Genomic DNA, 16430 nt, shown 5'->3' on the forward strand with positions numbered 1-16430 from the left:
CGGAGGAAAGAGTTATGACACAAGAATGTGAAAAAACACCAGATAAGCTGTATCGAATCGGCATGTTTTCTAAAATGAATCAAGTGACGATAAAAACACTGCGTTATTATGATGAGGTGGGGCTGCTTAAGCCCCATTTTATCGATCCAGATAATGGGTATCGCTATTATATCTCTAGTCAGTTGGCACCATTGCATCGGTTATTAGCTTTACGCAGAATGGGGTATAACATCGATGAAATCAAACAAGTGCAAGCAGGAGAAAGCGAAAGGAGAATACTGCATCGCAAGAGACAGCAATTGATGAGAGAGATCACGGAACGGATGGCGATGCTCACGCAGATCGAAGGGTATTTGCAACAGGAAGAAGCCAATTACCAAATGATCGTGAAACGTTTGCCAGCGGTTATCGTCGCTTCAATGAGAATGGTCGTGCCAAGCTTCGATCGGTTGTTTTCTATGATCCCAGAAATGGGGCTTGAGATGGAAACAGCTGGTTGCGTCTGCGCATTGCCCGAATATTGCTTTACTATCTATCATGACAACGAGTACAAAGAAGAAAACATTGATGTGGAAGTTTGCGAAGCGGTCACAGAAATGAAAGATAATCAAGGAAATTTGGCCTTCAAGCAGATAGAAGAAGTACCAGAGGCAGTTTGCACGGTCCATAAAGGAGCCTATACTGAGTTTCCGAAAGCCTATGCTGCGGTTATCCAGTTTGCTGAAAATAACGGCTATCGAATCACAGGGCCTTTTCGTGAAAGCTATATTGATGGTATTTGGAATAAAGAAAGTGAAGAGGAATGGCTGACTGAGATCCAGCTTCCTGTTGAAAAAATCAGCAGGTGAAGGGAAGTAAACATTCAGCGTTCTTGCAAAATTTCTACTCCGTAAGGCGTGAATTTCGGCAAGACCATCGTTTAATCGAGTGTCTACAGTCAATTCCCATTGACAAATCGACTGGCGCCTTCTAAACTAAAAGCAGAAAAACAAGAGAAAAAGGTGATGTCTCCGGCCTATTTGCTGTTATTCCTTCGTTAACAGGGGTAGGACTGGAAAAGAGTAAATAAAATCAATTTCATAGGCAAAAAATTGACTGCTTGCAGTTTTATTTGAAGTGCCTATCATTGATTTTATTTTACTCTTCGCTTTTTGATCTTCATCGCTTGAAGATTGACCGCAGAGTAAAATCTGCGGTCTTTTTTGTTTTTCAATTATTTTGAAAGGGGAAAAGAAGATGTACCAAGAATTGAGAAAGGCAATCGAGCGGCCACCGCTCTATAAAAAAATGACAGGGGCGTTTTGGGATGATGCGTATATTTCCAAGCAAACGTTAAAGGCTCATTTGGATCCTGATTTTGAGGGAGCGAGTAGAAAGGCTGACTTTATCGACGAATCCGTTCGCTGGATCAGTCGCATTGTTCCACCAGAAAAACAGACGCAACTTCTTGATATCGGCTGCGGACCAGGGATCTATGCGGAAAAATTTGCAGCGCTAGGCTATCAAGTGACAGGTGTTGATTACTCCAGAAGGTCCATCGCCTATGCGAGAGATTCCGCGAGTAAGCAGCAATTAAACATTACCTATCTATTTGATAATTATTTGGAGATAGCATTGCCTCAGCAGTTTGACTTTATTACCTTGATTTATTGCGATTATGGAGCCTTAAATCCAGAGGAACGAAAACTGCTGCTAAATAATGTGCTGGCGCATCTAAAACCGGGTGGCAAATTTTTGTTCGATGTATTTACGATTGCCCAGTTTTTAACGCTTGATGAAGAACAGACCTGGGAAAGTCATGAATCAGCAGGGTTTTGGCGGGGCGATCCTCATCTTGTGCTGAATCAACGATGGAAATATCCTGATCACGTCTTGCTGGAGCAAACAACGATTTTAGCAGAAACTGAGCTCACCAATTATTATTTATGGACGACCTATTTTACAAAAGATGCATTGCTGAGGGAAGTTCAGGCTGCAGGCTTTGATATCTGTGAGGTATTTGGCGATGTCAAAGGCAGTCCTTATAGCGAAGAAGGTTCAACAATGGCGATACTACTGAAAAAACCATGCACTCATTGAAAGAGTGGTTTTTATGTAAATAGAAGCAAAAAGAAACGACGATTTTCTGTCGTTTCTTTTTGTTTGGCGCAGGTCTGGTCGATTGATTCCTAGGTACGAATGATGTGGCTCTTTTCGTACTACTCAGCGAAACGTCGAACCATCGTAATATCTGTTTCCAAATAGCCCATTTTTTTGTATAGCTGATACGCAGACTGATTATGGGCAAAAACGTGCAAGCCGATTTCGGTGATGCCTTGCTGGATCGCCCACTTTTCCAAAGCCTGTAACGCTTTGGTGCCATAGCCTTTTCCTCGCTGGTCTTCCTCGATGATAAAGTCATAGATGAAGGCTTTCTGGGCAGCTGTGTTGACCCAAATCACCCCGATCGGTTCATTAAAATCAGCTGCAAATAAAGAAAACAAGTGATTGTTTTCGGTGGCAGTCCCTTGAGGAAGCAGGGAAGCAAAGCTTTCTTTGGCTAGGGCGAGGGCCTCGTCTTTGGCCCATGTGCCTGCTTGGACTTTGTCATTGGCGTATTCGAAAACTGCATTGGTTAAGTAGGCAGCATAGTCGCTGTCTTTCATTGGGATTAAGTTCATCTGTTTCTCCTTTTGTCCTTTTCGGCTCTTCTTAACCTACGGAATGATTGTAGGCAATGAGAAACAAGGACATTTGATATGAAACGGTTTGTTTCCCCTTCAGTTGAGGCGCTCTGGCAGCGGGTCTCGTCGTTGAAACAAAAATAGGTCATCCGGTGCAAACTGGTGGCGTGCATCGCAAGTATAGCCTCGTAGCCAGTCAACCCCATCGATGCGGCGAACGTAGAATCCTTTGGGGAAATCGTCGGTTTTTTCCAAAGGCACAGAAGCGATCGTGATTGCGGCAGCTGGCGCTTTTCCTTGGGATTTCAGTCCGGTACTATTTGCCAGTTGGCGATAGCTAAGACGAAAGTGTAAGGCCATTTCCAAGGTACAACAAGTCAATCCATAAGAAGGCGCAGCTGCAAAAATCTCCGTCAAAGAGCCGCCTTGGGGGAGTCCCAGTTCTTTAAGGGGAACAATCACACAAGCAGCACGCTGTTTATCGGCACTGAGGGAGAGCTGGGGATGGCGCAAGAGCTGGTTGGCATACGCGTTTAAGTGAATCTGATTTTCTTTCAACTGCTGGCAAAGGCGGTTTAGCGAAACCCCGCCATACTGTACGATCACTTCCTTCAAATCAAACACTCCTTTCAATAGGGAACCTTTTCCTAAAAAAATCAGTTCGCGCCCTCGTTCTCGGACAAATTGGCATAAATCGCAGCAACTTCTTCTTGGTAACGATTCTTTAGTCGAGGGGGACTTAAAATGCATAGGCTTTTTCCAAAAGAGAACAAATAGGGCACTACCCAGCTTTCCTCGGGCAAATCAACGGTAACCACAGCAGTGCCTTCCTCCGTCAAAGTAATATCCTGATGATCGAACTCATCATATACCCGATAAAGAACGTCGGCTTGAAAGAACAAACGCGCAGGATAGGTGTCAACAGTCAACTCAATGGCAGAATCAGGCGCAGTGACTGGGAAAAAATGCTGGTCAGAGACGTAGACCTGACTCATGCGGCTGATTTTAAATATCCGAAAGGCATTCTTTTGCTGGTCGAAGGCTTGCAGATACCAAGCTTGCGAGCGAAAAAGCAGTTTATAAGGCTGGCAGATGCGTTTTTGCAGTCCCTGTTTACCGACATAATCAAAGGTGATCACGTGGTTTGTTAAAATACTCTTTTTTAATAAATCAAACGTGTCGTTGCCGTTTTCTCGCCGATGCCAAGTGGAAAAATCCACTTCTAGCCAATCAGCATCGGGCTGCTTAAACAAGGATTGCAGTTTTGCCAGCGATTGCCCACTGATCTGTGGCGTCAGCTGGCGAATCCCTTTCAACGCCAAAAGTAGGTTTTTCCGTTCTTCCTCTGATAATAACACTTTATCCAACACAAAACTGCTTAACAGATAAACGCCGCCATTTCGACCCGTTTCAGTATAGATGGGCACGCCAATACTGCTTAGGGTATTGATATCTCTGGTGATGGTGCGAGTCGAGACTTCAAATTGTTTGGCCAATTCAGAAGTGGTTGCTTTTTCATGATTCAACAGGTGGTAGATAAGGCCGAATAGGCGTGTCGTGCTCACTTGGTTTACTCCTTTTATAAAAAGATGATAAAACACTGACACAAGGTGTCTAGGTTTCTATCGTATCATAAAGACAAAGAAGGAGGAAATCCAATGAAATTTTCGATAATGGCAACGGAAAGAACCAATAATTTTACTGATCCAGCGATTCAAGCAAAAATCACTGGCTTATGGGAGAAAAACAGCGAGGCGGTCAAGAAAGCCGCAGAAAAAGGAATGGTCATCGCTTGCGTTTACCACGAGTATGAGTCAAACTATCAAGGAGACTATGCCGTTTCGCTTTGTTTCGAAGAAACGGAGCAAGCAGACTTTGATACAGAAAAATATACTTGGAAAAAGTATCCGATCGATCGGCGCGATGCGCAGGGCATTTTGACTACTTGGCGTCAAATCTGGTCTGAGGAAGAAAACCAGCAGCTGCAGCGCAGGTATTCCTTTGATTTTGAACAGTATGCGCCAGACGGCGAAGTAACGATTTTTATCGCCATTGCTGAAAGCGACAAAGAGCAGCTATTTTCCTGAATAGGAGGACAAACAATGAGACAATATGAAAGCAAAGCAGCGCTGATCCAAGAGATTACAGAACGTTACCAAAAATTTCGCCAAGAATTTGATGAAATTCCTGAAGCCCTGCGAAATCAACGGATAGCAAGTGTCGACAAGACCCCTTCAGAAAACTTGTCTTACCAAATCGGCTGGGTCAGTTTGTTATTGTCATGGGAAGCACAGGAACAGCAAGGGATGAGCGTTCACACACCTGCTGAAGGGTACAAATGGAACAACCTTGGCGGATTGTATCAATCTTTTTATCAGACATACGGCAGTTTGACCTTAGCACAGCAGCAGGAGCTCTTAGACCAAAAAGTGACGGCCCTTTGCCAGTGGATCGAAGGCTTATCCGATCAGGAATTGTTTGAAGCAGGGCAGCGGGATTGGGCAACCACCAAAGCACAGTGGCCAGTCTATAAATGGATCCATATCAATACAGTAGCACCCTTTACCAATTTCCGAACGAAAATCCGAAAATGGAAAAAGGAAGCACTGCATTGATCAATAAAAGAAGCAAGCGGGTTGAGCGTTTTTTAGCAACTGAGGAACAGCTAACTTAAAGAATTGTTAAACAGTTGATCTGTGAAGATCAGCTGTTTTTTTGTTTTGTGTCATCGCAAGAAACCACCTGGAAAGCCTATACTAGCTTATTGTCTAGTCGGTTTAGGTTAAGGAATAAACTGTTATTTTAATTCCTAAAGTGACGCGAAGGTGACAAAAATGAAACGCCAATTCTTAAAAGGGTATGCTATATTTTAAACAGTACTTGTTTTTTTACAGAAAAAAAGCGGGGAGTCGATGGCCTATCTTACGCAATCGACGCCAATTGGTTTTATAGAAAACACACAAAACCATTCCCAAGTCTGATGCAAGTTTGCTGAATATTCAGCAAAATAAAAGTAAATGACTAAGAATAGAAAGGGTGAGGATCATCGAAAACAACCAAACCATTGGCTTGACGTCAGGAGAAGTCAAGGCGCGGGTGCAGCGCGGTCAAGTCAATAAGACAAAAAAGGATACGACGAATACGTACCCGAAAATCCTTTTTACCAATATCTTTACCTTTTTCAATTTGATCAACTGTGTCCTATTCTTTCTCGTCTGTTTGACGGGTTCTTATCAAAACGGTTTGTTCGTCTTTGTTGTCTTCAGCAATGTGATCATCAATCTCTTTCAAGAAGTTCGTTCCAAACGAACGCTGGATAAGCTGGCACTGCTAAAAGTTGCCAAAGCCGATGTTTATCGGGATGGCAAGCTGGAGAACTTGCCGATACACAAACTCGTAATGGATGATGTGTTACGACTGAAAAGCGGGGATCAAGTGCCGACGGATGCCAAAGTCATTCAAGGATCTTTAGAAGTCAATGAATCCTTGCTGACTGGTGAAATGGATACGATCTACAAGCAGCCAGCAGACGAGTTGTTTTCTGGCAGTTTTATCACTGCTGGCGAAGCGTTATGCCAAGTGATCCACGTAGGCGCTGACAACTATATCGCAAAAATCAACAAAGAAGCCAAAACCATCAAACGACAAAAATACTTGATCCAAGGCAGTTTAAACAAAATCATTCGTTGGATCAGCCTGATTTTGGTCCCATTATGTACCCTCTTATTCGTTAAACAGTTCTATTTCTCTCATGCAACTTTCAACACCGCCATCTTACGGACGGTGGCGGCAGCTGTGGGAATGTTCCCCGAAGGTTTGTTTTTATTGACCAGTGTCACATTGACCATCAGTGCCGTCTATCTGGTGCGCAAAAAAGTGATGGTGCAGGAATTGAACTGCATTGATGCCTTGGCACGGGTCGATGTTCTTTGCTTAGATAAAACGGGCACGATCACCGAAGGCAAGATGACGGTGGAAAAGACGATTTCCTTTCAATCGGAAACACCGCTGGCAGAAATCACTGGTAACTTAATGGCGCAGCTGCCCGATCAGAACCCAACAGCAATGGCGCTACGGACCTTTTTCCCAGAAAAAACGACGTACCAGATGCAGCAAGTCGTCCCCTTTTCATCTGATCGTAAATTCAGTTGCGTCACGTTTGAAGGACAAGGCACTTATTTCATCGGAGCTGCGTCGATTTTACTGGGAACCAACCATGAAGCTGTCTTAAAACAGGAAAGGCAGCTGGCAGAAGAAGGCTACCGGGTGATCGTTTTGGCGCACAGTACGCAAGGCTATGAGGAGGCAGGACTGCCGACGGATATTGAACCGCTGGGCTTTTATTTACTGTCAGACACGATTCGTGAAGATGCCAAAGAAACCTTGGAGTATTTTCGTTCACAGGCAATCCAATGCAAGATCATCTCTGGCGATGATCCAGTGACAGTCAGTCAAATCGCGAAAAAAGTCAATCTACCAGGGGCAGCTGATTTTATCGATGTGTCAAAATTAACAGCGACCGAATTAAAAGAAGCTGTCAGCAACTATCAGATTTTTGGTCGAGTGACGCCGCAACAAAAGAAAGAAATGGTGCTCTACTTGAAAGAACAAGGGCATACCGTCGCAATGACTGGCGATGGCGTCAACGATGTTTTGGCGCTGAAAGAAGCCGACTGCTCGATCGCAATGGCTTCTGGTGTTGATGCTGCGCGTCAAGTGTCAAATCTGGTTCTTTTGGAAAATCAATTTGATGCTTTGCCATCGGTCATGGATGAAGGCCGCCGAGTGATCAATAACATTACCCGCTCAGGTTCATTGGTGCTAGTGCAAGTCTTATTCTCCATCATGATCACCATGGGGACGTTGTTATCAGGAACGACCTATCCTTTTGAGCCGATCCAATTAACGATCATCAATGCCTGCTTTGTTGGCATTCCGACCTTCTTTTTAAACTTTGAACCAGACTTCAATCGGATCAAAGGGGACTTTATGACGACGATTTTCAAAAATGCTTTTCCAACAGCCTTGACGATTACGGTAGGAACTTTGCTGATCATCAACTTTGGTTATTGGTTCAACAGCAGCAGTAAAGCTCTATCGATCATGAGCATTATTTTTACTGCTTGGAACTATCGCTTGATCCAGAAAAAAGTCTATCCAGCGATCAACAGCTATCGAACGATGATTTTTTTCAGCACTCAGATCTTGTACTTTGCTGCTTTGATCGTCGGTCGCGACCTCTTTAACCTAGGCAATACCAGCTATCTCAACCTCATTCTCTTGATTGCCTTGTTGAATTTTTCCGCCTACATGCAACGCTTTGCGGATAAGGGCATCGAGCTGCTGATGCGAAGATATACGAAGAAACGAGCGCTGCAGAAAGTGCAAAACTAATAGAACAAGCCTGAAATGATGGATACCACTCATTTCAGGCTTTTTACCATATTAATGCGAAAAATGATAAATCAGTCATCATCCTTAGAAAACAGAACCAACTTTTTAAAAGTGGTTGTTTAAAACAGTCAATCAATTTTTGGGAGAATTATCGGTGTAATCGGATAAATCTTCTGGTTGATTTTTTAATTTGTCATATTAATACGAATTTCAATCTTATAATTATGTAATTTGATAAAAAACGTTGCTTTTCGTTTAGAAAGCGATTGCAATATGTGTATCGGTTAACCAAACTTGAGGTGATTCATATGAAAAAAGCAGTAACGATTCAAGAAGTTGCAGAACGTGCAGGAGTATCAAAGACCACGATCTCCCGTTATCTGAATGGTAAATATGGCAATATGTCCTTGAAAACAAAAGAAAAAATCAATCAAATCATTCAAGAACTGGATTATCGTCCGAGCAAACAAGCGCAAGGTTTAAAGCTGCGGAAAAGTTCGTTGATCGGTTTACTAGTCGCTGATATAGAAAATTTATACTCTGCTTATTTGATCAAGGCAGCCCAAGATGCATTAAGCGACACAGGATATCAGATGATCATTATGAACACGAACAACAATGAGGAAGAGGAGCAAAAAGCACTTCAAAAATTGATTGATCAAAATGTCGACGGGATTTTGCTTCAACCGGTCTCAACAGAATTGGAAGCGTTTAAAAAAATCATTGATTCGGATATCCCAACAGTACTGGTGGACCGCTCCATCGGCCGCTCTGATTGGACAGTAGTTCAATCAGATAACTTTACAGTCACGAAGAAATTAACGCAAGAGATCATAGAAAAAGGATATGAAAAAATCATATTAGTCACAGAGCCTATAGGAAATATTAGCCCTCGTGTAGAGCGCTATGAGGGAATAAAAATTGCTGCCTTAGCAAAAAATATCTCAGTTGAAGTCGTTCAGTTATTCTCAAAAGGAGAAGGCAGTGCAATTATTGATTATGTAAAAAGAAATCCTTTAGAGAAAAAAACGGCATTTTTTGCATCCAACGGAAATGCACTCTATGAGATTGTTGTTGCGTTGCATCATATGGGACTTGTATTTCCAAAAGAGTGCGGAGTGTGCGGATATGACGACTGGTTCTGGGCAGAATTGATCACACCAGGCATTACAACAATTCACCAAGACCCCCATAGAATTGGACAGCGTGCGGTTACGATATTGCTTGAAGAAATGACCGCTCCTCAGCCTGCGGAACGAATTGAAGTAGCTGCTGCAATTCATCTAAGAGAATCACTATAAAAAAGATTGTGAGGAGTATTTATTGAAGAACATCTATATCAATACGATCATTATGACTGGCACAGAATGTAGTTCACAAAAAGATTTTATAAAAGAAGCAGCACTATTAGATCTGCCGATTCAGGGGGTGGAAGTTCGCAGGGAATACTTTCCATTTGATCAAAAAGAAAAAGAAGAAGAAATTTCGCTTATTTTGGAAACCGGTAAACGTAAAAATTGGCAAGTCCGTTATTCAGTTCCTGAACCATTATTTACCCCTACGGGACTGAATGTCTCGTTTGGACAATGGCTGGAAGAAGCCAAAAGGTTAGGCGCGGAATCAATAAAATGCAATATTGGTGAAGTAGAAGGAATTTCGAAAAAAGCAAAGGCTGAACTTGATCATTATTTAATGAAATATCCGATCGAGGTAACGATTGAAAATGATCAGACTCAGAAGAACGGCTTATTGAACCATGTTTTAAAAGCGCTTTCTCTCCTCGAAGAGCATCATTTACCAATCGGATATACATTCGACTTAGGAAACTGGCTAGAGGTAGGGGAAGATCCTGAGGAAAGTTTTCGACAAACCAAAAGCGAGATTCGAGCGTTGCATTTGAAAAATTTAAATTTCGAGGGTCAAGTTGTTTTGTTAGAACAAGGCTGTATTCCTTGGAAAGAATATCTTGCTAAAGAATGGCCGATCGTCTTGGAGTATCCAATGAATTTTGAAGAGTTAGAAAAAGAAGTGATTCAAGTAAAGGAGGGAAAGTGTGTTGGGAAAAGTAATAACGATAGGTGAACCTATGGCCATGTTTGTTGCCCAGACTCCAGGAAAGTTAAAAGATGTTACAGGGTATGACCGCTTTATTGCTGGCGCTGAAGTGAATGTAGCCGTAGGAACGGCTCGCCTCGGTCATGAAGTCCAATACATCACTCATTTAGGAGAAGATCCTTTTGGGGAATACATTCATGATTTTTTGAAAAAAGAAAAAATCGACACTGAGCTTGTTTGCTTTGATCCAGAACACCCTACCGGTTTTCAGCTAAAGAATAAAGGCGCAAAGAATGATCCTGAAGTCGTATATTTCCGTAGAGGATCGGCAGCATATCATATGGATCAAGAAAAATTGAAAGATATTGATTTTAGCGAAGCTGATATTTTTCATGTTACTGGTATATTAATGGCTTTAAACGATACTACTTTTCATTTAGTAAAGCAATTGATAGCGAAGGCAAAGGAACAAGAAACTGTGATCGTTTTTGACCCAAATCTTAGGCCAGCTCTATGGAAAAGCCAGAAACTGATGATTCAGCGAATCAATGAAATTGCTAGATATGCTGATTATTTTTTACCAGGGATAGAGGAAGGCGCTATTCTGAGTGGGAAAATAACAAAAGAGGACATCGCTGATTATTATTTGGATATGGGAATCAATACAGTAATTATTAAGACAGGAGAAAAGGGGGCTTACAGCAAATCGTTGTGCGCCAAAAAGTCTCAAGTTATTGAAAAAGCAGGATTCCATGTGGAAAAGGTTATCGATACAGTTGGTGCTGGAGATGGTTTTGCCGTGGGGATTGTCACTGGATTGATGGAGAAACTTTCGATAGAAGAAATGCTGGAAAGAGCTAACGCAATAGGAGCGATCCAAGTAAGTCATATCAGTGACAATGAGAATTTGCCTAACAAAAAGCACTTAGAGGACTTTATTGAACAGCATAAAGAAAAGGAGGGAATCAATGAAATTACAAGTTGCTATTGATAGAGTTAGTCTTGAGCAAGCAAAACAATTCGTTGGGCGAATCGATGGGGTAGATATCATCGAGATTGGTACATCTTTGACAAAAGACTTTGGACTAGACTGTCTGCGAAAAACAAGAGCATTGGCGAAAAGCAGTAAAATTCTCGCAGATATCAAGACGATGGATGAAGGAGAATATGAATTTCGCAACTATTATGAGGCTGGTGCAGATATATTAACTGTTATGGGAGCAGCTGACCCTGAAACGATTGATATTTGCTGCAAAATCGCTAAGGAATACAACAAAGAAGTAATGATTGATCTTTTGGGCTGTGATAAAAACAAAATCAAGCAAATCTCTCACTATGATGAAGCAATTTATGCTATCCATGTTTCTAAAGACAGTGATAAAGCGACCTCCCTTGTGGAAGAAACGCAACATTTTAAAGAAGCTTTTCCTCACGTGAAACGGATCGCAGTCGCTGGCGGACTGGATCTTGAAAAAGTAAAAACATTAGTGTTAAGTGAGATCGAAATTGTCATTGTTGGAAGTTCAATTTTAAAAAAAGAAACTATTGAAAATGAAATAAAAAAATACTTGGAGGTGATTCGATGAAGCAGATGGATTTGATCTTGCGAGAAATCAAAGAAGTCATGACCCGTCTCGATTTCCAACAGATAAATCAGATGATGGACGCATTACAGCAGGCAAAGCGGATATTTGTTCTAGGAGAAGGGCGAAGTGGATTACAGGGAAAAGGTTTTGCAATGCGGTTGATGCATCTAGGTTTCCCCGTATATGTCATAGGAGAATCAACTACTCCCTCAGTAAATTCTGGAGATACATTAGTGGCGATTTCTGGTTCAGGAACTACCAGTATGATCATATCATTGACGGAAAAGGCCAAAGCAAATGGAGTTAAAATCATTGGACTAACAAGTTCGGATACTTCTAAACTTGCCCATTTGGCAGATCATCCAGTGATCATTCCAGGTGCTACTAAAACAGGAAGCGGAATTCACTCGATACAACTCTTAAGCAGTCTGTTTGATCAAACACTCCATATCACCCTTGATTATGTGTGTTTGGAACTTAGTCAAAAAAAATCGGTCAGCAATGAGCAAGCAAATGAGCAGCACTCGAATATGGAATAGAACACAGCGTTCAGCAAGTCATTTTTTATGAAATTTGTCTACAAATCTTCAAAAAAATAGATATAACAAATAAAAATGGGTAAGGAGAGAAAGAATGGATTTTATTATTGGCATTATATTGTTGATTAGTTACTTCTTATTGATACGCTTTGCTGCAAAGGGAGGAAATCTCATGATCGGCTTCTTCGTTATGGCGATCATATGGGTCTTTTTCAGTATCGTAGGCGGACAGTTGACTTGGGAATCCGCCATGTTGGATGTGTTTCAAGGAGGACCGGAAAGTTGGGGTGCTACGGCTGTCATAGTTATTTTCGGAAGCTGGTTTGGTAGGATTTTGATTGAAACGGAAATTGCTTCAAGCTTGATCAAAAAGACGGTTGAATTGAGTGGAGAAAATCCATTATTTACAACCGTATTGCTATGTGTTGTGACGACATTGATCTTCACTTCCACATTTGGAGCTGGTGCAGTTGTCGCGATCGGAATCATTGTTTTGCCGATATTGATGTCACTAGGGGTACCGAAGCCGCTTGCTGTGACCGCCTATCTCATGAGTGTTGGAAGCGGCATGTATGTAAATATCGTGCTGTTTAAACAGATGCAAGGGATTTTTACAGAGTATTTGTATGACTGGAATTATTTGCGTTTCGGATTTACAGCGGCTGGTGTTCAAACGTTGATGGTGATCTTTATGCTGTTCTTCGGCTTGAGAAAAAGAAAGACCTATAATTTAGCTGCAGTAGTGAGTGCAGTTCCTAAAGAAAAAGAAGTGCCTGTCTATGCATTGATCACACCTGTCATTCCTGTAGTTCTAGCGATTTTCTTTGGTTGGCAGCCGATTCCAGCATTTATTGTTGCTTCTCTTTATGCGCTAGCTGTTTGTGGAAAATTACCAAATTACAAAGAAGGCACACGCTTGATCACACGGACTTTTTATGATGGAGTCGTTGATGTTGCGTCACTGTTGGGTTTCCTGTTCATTTTACCGATGTTCAACCGAGCTTCTGGAATTGCAGCTCCTTTTTTCCAAGCGGTAATTGGTGATTTTGTACCTACAAGTACACTGGTGCTATGTATCGCATTTGCTGTCATGATTCCTTTCGGTCTATTTCGCGGACCTTTGACCATTTTTGGTGCTGGCAGTGCAACAGTCGGCATTCTTCAAGGGATGGGGATATTTCCAGTAAGTTTGCTTTTTCCATTGATTTATATACCGACAATTGCAATGAATCTCTCGACGTGTCCAACACAGTCTTGGAATCTGTGGGCATTGAATTATACCAAAGTTGGGGCAAAAGAGTTCATGCGGACAGGTGTTGCTTGGGGCTGGGCGGCTGGTGCGATCAATGTAGTTATTTGTTACTTGATGTTTGGACGATAAGGAGGAGAAACAGTCATGAAACGAGCGATAAGAGTCGGAATTGATGTTGGCGGTACGCACACAAAAGCAGTTGCAATAGACAATGATACTTTTGAAATAGTGGGGATTGGGTCTGTTAAGACGACACACGATGAAAAGCTTGGCGTATCGGCAGGAGTTGTCCAAGCGTTTGAAAAATGTCTATCAGAAAATGAGATCTCTCCAGAAGAAGTAATGTTTATTGCGCATAGTACCACACAAGCAACAAATGCGTTATTAGAAGGAGATGTAGCAATTACGGGTGTTATTGGACTAGGAAGCAGTTTTCTTGCAAAGAAGCAAGCTGTTATCGATGATATCGTACTGGATGAAACAGGCAAAAGAAAAATTCAGACATTTAATAAGTATATTCCCCTGAAGAAGTTTGATAAACAAATGGCGAAAAAAACGGTGGAAGAATTGCTTAGTCAAGGAGCAGAAGTGATCGTTGCCTCAAAAGCATTTGGTGTTGATGATAAGACGGAAGAAGAAACTGTAGCAGAAATCGGAAAAGAGATGAATGTTGAAGTCTCTCAAGCAAGCGATATTAGTAAAATGTACGGATTATCGAGACGTACCCGAACAGCAGTGATCAACGCTTCAATATTGCCGAAAATGTTCGAAACTGCTGACAGTACAGAAGATAGTGTTCGACAAGCCGGCATAAAAGTACCGTTAATGATCATGCGTGGTGATGGTGGTGTCATGGATATTAATGAAATGCGTAAAAGACCTGTTCTTACCATGCTTTCTGGGCCTGCAGCTTCTACCGTCGGAGCATTGATGTATCTAAAGGCTTCGAATGCGATTTTTTTTGAAGTTGGAGGAACGAGTACCGATATCGGTGTAATTAAAAATGGGCGTCCTATGATTGATTATTCTGTCGTAGGAGGGCATAAAACCTTGATCAGTTCCTTAGATGTTCATGTTTCCGGCGTTGCCGGAGGCAGCATGGTCAGAGCAGGAACAAATGAAGTTGTTGCTGTTGGACCGAGATCCGCCCATATTGCAAAATTACCTTATGCTGCTTTTACAAACCCAGAAGAGATCATAGAACCAAAAGTCGTTCGAATCCAACCGTTAGATAATGATCCATCAGACTACATTGCCATTGAAGGAAAAGATGGGAAACGTTTTGCAATTACAGTAACTTGCGCAGCAAACGCATTAAAATTAGTGAAACCGGGCGACTATTCATACGGAAACTATGAAGCCAGCTATAAAGCAGTCAAAGCTCTTGCTGATGATTTAGGCGTATCAGTCAAAGAAGCAGCAACTCAAATTATGGATCGTGCCTCAGATGTGGTCATTAAAGTAATTAATTTCTTAGCTGATAAACATAAAGTTGAGCGGAATCAAATTTCGTTAGTTGGTGGCGGCGGTGGTGCGACATCGTTACTTCCATACACTGCAAAGAAAATGGGGCTAGGTTACGATATTGCTAAGCATGCAGAAGTGATTTCCTCGATTGGAGTAGCGCTAGCGATGGTTCGTGACGTCGTTGAGCGGGTTATTCCTAATCCAAGTCCACAAGATTTAGAGGATATCAGAAATGAAGCAATCAGCTCTGCAACTAAATCTGGGGCATCACCAGAAACGATTGAAGTGCAGATGGAAATTGATGCTCAGACGAATAAGGTCAGAGCGATCGCTACAGGATCGACAGAAGTAAAAACGACCGATCTTTCAGCAAAAGTCGATCTTGAAGAAGCCAAACAATTAGTGGCAAAATCAATGCAGACAGAAGAGGGGAATGTCTATTTAATCGAAGAAAATGACTTCTTTTTCTGTTTTGGAACGATGAAAAAGGGTCAGCAAGAGATCAGAATCATCGATAAAAAAGGATTCATCCAAGTTCAAAGAGGTGACGGGGAGGCAATTAAAACCTCGGTAGGCGGCATCAGAAACGTAGTAGATAAGTTTTGGGAAGATTTGGCAGTCTACAAGAGCGATATAAAGCTGGCACCAGACATTTATCTTTGTATCGGTGCAAAAGTCGTTGATTATACTGGAATGCTGGAGTTATCCCAGCTGCACATGGTGATGGATACAGAACTTATGCAACATGGCGGCAGAGAAGAAGTGATCGTAGCAGCTGCCCGAAACAACCTATGATTTATAAAAAAATAGATGATTTTTTGGCATTGCCTGAAGAAACAATCCAGTTTGTACAGCTAAAAGAGGATCGCTTTTTTTCAAAAATCCCTTCTGAGGAGTATAGGTGTTTGATTCATAAAGCGAGTGATTGCGGAAAATTAGCGGCACAAAGGATGCTGGAACAGAATCCCTCATTATCTTTAGCAGAGATGATTGGTAAATTGGGGATAGAATTGTCCTTTTCAGAAATGACTGTCGACAAAATGTTTGCCTCTGTCGGCTATTTTGAATCGCCTAATAAAATCATTATCAACTCAAAAATACACGAGCAGGAGTCTTTTTTTGAGAATAACGAGCTGAGCTGGCTGAAATATTCTGAGTGGAAAAATATTGTCATTGCACATGAATTGTTTCATTATTTTCAAGAACAGGATAAAACGCTGTTCATAAACAACTATAAACTTCCTTTATGGCGTATAGGACCCTATCAACACAAGACAAAATTGGGAAGTTTGAGTGAAATTGCAGCGATGGCTTTTGCAAAAAAACTTCTTTCTTTGACGTTTTATCCAGGATTTCTCGAATATTTGATTCTCTATCCTTATTTTCCTGAGGAGATAGAAAGAAAAATAGACGATGTCACACGTATGGCTCGTTTGGGTATGTCATATTAATAAATAGCTAATGGATCAGAGAA

General features: G+C 41.7%; 16 protein-coding genes. 13 read left to right on the forward strand and 3 right to left on the reverse strand.

Features of this window, described 5'->3' with window-relative positions:
* Positions 1-14: 14 nt before the first annotated feature.
* Together A5867_RS03705 and A5867_RS03710 are read left to right on the forward strand one after the other, a co-directional pair.
* Positions 15-848 (forward strand): MerR family transcriptional regulator, encoded by an 834-nt coding sequence (locus tag A5867_RS03705; RefSeq protein ID WP_087626886.1) that lies wholly within the window; start codon positions 15-17, stop codon positions 846-848.
* A gap of 388 nt (positions 849-1236) precedes the next feature.
* Positions 1237-2079: a class I SAM-dependent methyltransferase gene (locus A5867_RS03710; RefSeq protein ID WP_087626887.1), complete on the forward strand. Its 843-nt coding sequence runs from the start codon at positions 1237-1239 to the stop codon at positions 2077-2079.
* 119 nt (positions 2080-2198) lie between these two features.
* Here A5867_RS03710 and A5867_RS03715 read toward each other — a convergent pair whose 3' ends face one another.
* From A5867_RS03715 to A5867_RS03725, 3 genes are all read right to left on the reverse strand, one after another.
* Positions 2199-2660 carry a GNAT family N-acetyltransferase gene (locus A5867_RS03715; protein ID WP_087626888.1) on the reverse strand — a complete coding sequence of 154 codons (462 nt, stop codon included), beginning with the start codon at positions 2658-2660 and terminating at the stop codon, positions 2199-2201.
* A gap of 99 nt (positions 2661-2759) precedes the next feature.
* On the reverse strand, positions 2760-3278 hold the full coding sequence (locus tag A5867_RS03720) for a helicase (protein WP_228078793.1): 519 nt from the start codon (positions 3276-3278) through the stop codon (positions 2760-2762).
* A gap of 41 nt (positions 3279-3319) precedes the next feature.
* Positions 3320-4228: a YafY family protein gene (locus A5867_RS03725; protein WP_087626889.1), complete on the reverse strand. Its 909-nt coding sequence runs from the start codon at positions 4226-4228 to the stop codon at positions 3320-3322.
* A 93-nt stretch (positions 4229-4321) separates the two neighbouring features.
* On the opposite strand from A5867_RS03725, the gene A5867_RS03730 reads away from it, so the two are divergent.
* From A5867_RS03730 to A5867_RS03780, 11 genes are all read left to right on the forward strand, one after another.
* Positions 4322-4750: an effector binding domain-containing protein gene (locus tag A5867_RS03730; protein ID WP_016609714.1), complete on the forward strand. Its 429-nt coding sequence runs from the start codon at positions 4322-4324 to the stop codon at positions 4748-4750.
* Between the two features lie 15 nt (positions 4751-4765).
* The gene (locus A5867_RS03735) at positions 4766-5278 is read left to right on the forward strand and encodes a ClbS/DfsB family four-helix bundle protein (RefSeq protein WP_005227560.1); all 513 of its coding nucleotides are present in this window, start codon (positions 4766-4768) and stop codon (positions 5276-5278) included.
* A 421-nt stretch (positions 5279-5699) separates the two neighbouring features.
* Positions 5700-8057: an HAD-IC family P-type ATPase gene (locus tag A5867_RS03740; RefSeq protein WP_087626890.1), complete on the forward strand. Its 2358-nt coding sequence runs from the start codon at positions 5700-5702 to the stop codon at positions 8055-8057.
* Positions 8058-8356: 299 nt separating this feature from the next.
* The gene (locus tag A5867_RS03745; protein WP_349290011.1) at positions 8357-9358 is read left to right on the forward strand and encodes a LacI family DNA-binding transcriptional regulator; all 1002 of its coding nucleotides are present in this window, start codon (positions 8357-8359) and stop codon (positions 9356-9358) included.
* Between the two features lie 52 nt (positions 9359-9410).
* Positions 9411-10139, forward strand: coding sequence for a sugar phosphate isomerase/epimerase (locus A5867_RS03750; protein WP_140397099.1), 729 nt, complete (start codon positions 9411-9413; stop codon positions 10137-10139).
* Positions 10114-11103 carry a sugar kinase gene (locus tag A5867_RS03755; protein ID WP_170927489.1) on the forward strand — a complete coding sequence of 330 codons (990 nt, stop codon included), beginning with the start codon at positions 10114-10116 and terminating at the stop codon, positions 11101-11103. The genes A5867_RS03750 and A5867_RS03755 overlap by 26 nt, the downstream gene beginning before the upstream one ends.
* The gene (locus tag A5867_RS03760; protein ID WP_087626894.1) at positions 11081-11698 is read left to right on the forward strand and encodes an orotidine 5'-phosphate decarboxylase / HUMPS family protein; all 618 of its coding nucleotides are present in this window, start codon (positions 11081-11083) and stop codon (positions 11696-11698) included. The genes A5867_RS03755 and A5867_RS03760 overlap by 23 nt, the downstream gene beginning before the upstream one ends.
* Positions 11695-12237 carry a 6-phospho-3-hexuloisomerase gene (hxlB, locus tag A5867_RS03765; RefSeq protein WP_087626895.1) on the forward strand — a complete coding sequence of 181 codons (543 nt, stop codon included), beginning with the start codon at positions 11695-11697 and terminating at the stop codon, positions 12235-12237. The genes A5867_RS03760 and hxlB overlap by 4 nt, the downstream gene beginning before the upstream one ends.
* A gap of 94 nt (positions 12238-12331) precedes the next feature.
* Entirely contained in the window at positions 12332-13618 is a 1287-nt protein-coding gene (locus A5867_RS03770; RefSeq protein WP_087626896.1) for a citrate transporter, read from the forward strand.
* A gap of 15 nt (positions 13619-13633) precedes the next feature.
* Complete coding sequence (locus tag A5867_RS03775) at positions 13634-15751, forward strand: hydantoinase/oxoprolinase family protein (protein WP_087626897.1); 2118 nt, start codon at positions 13634-13636, stop codon at positions 15749-15751.
* Entirely contained in the window at positions 15748-16407 is a 660-nt protein-coding gene (locus tag A5867_RS03780; RefSeq protein ID WP_087626898.1) for a hypothetical protein, read from the forward strand. The genes A5867_RS03775 and A5867_RS03780 overlap by 4 nt, the downstream gene beginning before the upstream one ends.
* The last annotated feature ends 23 nt before the right edge of the window (positions 16408-16430 follow it).

The organism is Enterococcus sp. 6D12_DIV0197 (assembly GCF_002174385.1).
Taxonomy (GTDB): domain Bacteria; phylum Bacillota; class Bacilli; order Lactobacillales; family Enterococcaceae; genus Enterococcus_D; species Enterococcus_D casseliflavus.